Origin of the sequence: Mycobacterium sp., assembly GCF_049281135.1 — a bacterium.
Lineage (GTDB): Bacteria > Actinomycetota > Actinomycetes > Mycobacteriales > Mycobacteriaceae > Mycobacterium.
Genome location: NZ_JBAPRN010000525.1, coordinates 1 through 2,273 on the forward strand (window position 1 = coordinate 1; position 2,273 = coordinate 2,273).

Annotated in this window: 4 protein-coding genes; 1 reads left to right on the forward strand and 3 read right to left on the reverse strand. The window is 68.0% G+C overall.

All coding sequences use genetic code 11. The features are described 5' to 3' along the window. On the forward strand, window positions 1-894 hold an 894-nt coding region (locus WAN02_RS20805), incomplete at its 5' end, for a DUF2993 domain-containing protein (RefSeq protein WP_422266112.1). A gap of 52 nt (window positions 895-946) precedes the next feature. Here the strand turns inward: WAN02_RS20805 and deoC are convergent. The 3 genes from deoC to WAN02_RS20820 are packed head-to-tail and all read right to left on the reverse strand — an operon-like array spanning window position 947 to window position 2,269. Next, window positions 947-1,618, reverse strand: coding sequence for a deoxyribose-phosphate aldolase (deoC, locus tag WAN02_RS20810; protein ID WP_422266113.1), 672 nt, complete (start codon window positions 1,616-1,618; stop codon window positions 947-949). Then, window positions 1,618-2,040, reverse strand: a complete 423-nt coding sequence (locus WAN02_RS20815; protein WP_422266114.1) for a DUF2599 domain-containing protein — start codon at window positions 2,038-2,040, stop codon at window positions 1,618-1,620. Before WAN02_RS20815 ends, deoC begins: the two co-directional genes overlap by 1 nt. A gap of 4 nt (window positions 2,041-2,044) precedes the next feature. Beyond that, complete coding sequence (locus WAN02_RS20820) at window positions 2,045-2,269, reverse strand: DUF2516 family protein (protein WP_414687031.1); 225 nt, start codon at window positions 2,267-2,269, stop codon at window positions 2,045-2,047. Between the last annotated feature and the right edge of the window lie 4 nt (window positions 2,270-2,273).

Here is a 2,273-nt window from a genome sequence, read left to right on the forward strand (position 1 = left end):
CCGCCACGCCACCCGCAGCAGGCCGGACTGCCGCCCAACCCGCGGCCGCAGCTGCCGGGTCCCCCGGCCCAGCCGCACGAAAGCCTGACGACGCGGATATCGATACCCACGCCGCCGCCTCCGCCGCCCGCGGAATCGAAGGAGTCGGGCCGACGCAAGTTCTTCGCGAATCGGATGTCGCTGCTGTTGATCCTGTTGATCTTGGCGCTGGTGGTCATCGCGATCCCGATTGGCGGTGAGCTGTACGCCCGCCACGTCGCCAGCACCAAGGTGGCGCACGCGGTGCAGTGCGAGGTGCAGGACAGCTCGAACGTGTCGTTCTCCCCCGCTCCACCGGTGTTGTGGCAGTACCTCACCAAGGACTACAGCGACATCTCCGTGCAGACGTCCGGCAACCAGGTGCGCCAGGCCAAAGGCATGAAGGTCAGCTTCGACATCCGCGACATCAAGTTGAACAACAGCAACAACTCTCAGGGCACGGTCGGGTCGATCAACGGGACGGTCACCTGGTCATCGGATGGCATCAAGCAGTCGATCCAGAACGCCGTTCCGGTGCTCGGCGCTTTCGTCAGCAGTGGCGTCACCACCAACCCCGGCGACGGCACCATCCAGATGAAGGGCCTGCTGAACAGTGCGACCGTCAAGCCGCAGATCGTCAACAACGGGCTGTCGCTTCAGGTGGTCGACGTGAGCGCGCTCGGCGCCAAGGTGTCCACTGACACCGCGCAGAAATACCTGGACGACCTGATGGCCAAGGCCACCAAGAATTACCCGCTGGGTCTGAAGGCCGACAGCATCAAGGTCACCGACAGCGGGGTGGAGGCCACGTTCTCCAGCAGCAACGCGACCATCCCGGCCGGCGGCAGCACCGATCCCTGCCTGGCCAACCTCTAGCCCGCCCGGCGACGATGCAGAGCGCACAGCGCGATGCGGAGGAGCCGGGCAATCAGCCGAGGCCGTCCAGCACAGCGCGGGTGCCCGACAGCCCCAGCCGGGGGGCGCCCGCGTCCAGCATCGCCACAGCGGCGTCGGCCGTGCGAATGCCGCCGCTGGCTTTGACTCCCAATCGTCCGCCCACGGCGTCGGCCATCAACTCCACGGCCGCGACAGACGCCCCGCCGGCGGGATGAAAACCCGTGGAGGTCTTCACGAAATCCGCGCCGGCGTCCTCGGCGGCACGGCAGACCGCGGTCAGGGTGCGTTCGTCGGCAAGCGTCAACAGGGCGGCCGACTCGACGATCACCTTGAGCACGGCGCCGGGCACTGCGGCGCGTACCGCCGCGATGTCCGACCGCACGGCGTCGATGTCGCCGGCGACTGCCGACCCGACGTCGATGACCATGTCGATCTCACCGGCGCCGGCTGCGATGGCCTGTGCGGCTTCCCGCGCCTTCAGCTCAGGTAGGTGCTTGCCCGACGGGAAACCCGCGACCGCCGCCACCAACACCCCCGCATGGGTCGCGTTGGCCACCATCGACGGCGAGACGCAGACCGCGCAGACGCCCAGCGCCGCGGCTTCGTCGGCGACCGCGGCCACCTCAGCGGCGGTGGCCTCGGGCTTGAGCAGGGTGTGGTCGACGAGAGCGGCCACCTGCTCGCGGGTCCATCGGACAACCATCAGAACGGCTCTGGCCCGCCGCCGGGATTGCAGCCTGAGCCGGCCATCGCCGCGTCATCGACGACTGGGCGCCACGGCTCCAGATTCCAGCTGACCTTGCCCGGTTGCACAACCTCAGCCAGTTCCCAATGGCATTGGAATTGCTGACGCATGCCAGGCGTGCCGGCGTTCGGGGTCAGCGCCAGCACCTCGGCCCACGCCTCGTCGGCCGCCGGGGTCGACGATCCGAGCTCGCGCGCCGCATCTCGCCCCGACCGCGTCGGATAGACCCGCAGACTGGGCAACTGATTCCACTGCGTCCACTCGGCGTGGTCGATGAAGGGCGGCCGGTAAGCCAGCGCGCTGGGGCCGGGTTCGGCGGATGCTGGAGCGACGCCCGACAGCACCCCGATCGCGGTCACCGCGAGTGTCAGAACTCGCATACCGCTATCGCGACTTACCCTGAATCTCAAGAAGTTTGGGCCGCACATCGACTAGGTAGACACCGGCAGCGCAGGCGCCTATGGTCGCCCCGAGCGCACTGAGCATCATGGTCAGCGGCACCGAGGCGCCCAAGATCAACAACCAGACTGGCTTGGTCATCTTGTCGGCAGCCGTGTAGGCGTCGGGCCGCTGCATTGCCGCGTGCACGAAGGCGTAGAGCGCGGTCATCGCC

Coding starts and splice junctions, on each gene's coding strand:
- deoC (WP_422266113.1), bottom strand. CDS start 1,618: ATGGTTGTCCGATGGACCCGCGAGCAGGTGGCCGCTCTCGTCGACCAC.
- WAN02_RS20815 (WP_422266114.1), bottom strand. CDS start 2,040: ATGCGAGTTCTGACACTCGCGGTGACCGCGATCGGGGTGCTGTCGGGC.
- WAN02_RS20820 (WP_414687031.1), bottom strand. CDS start 2,269: ATGACCGCGCTCTACGCCTTCGTGCACGCGGCAATGCAGCGGCCCGAC.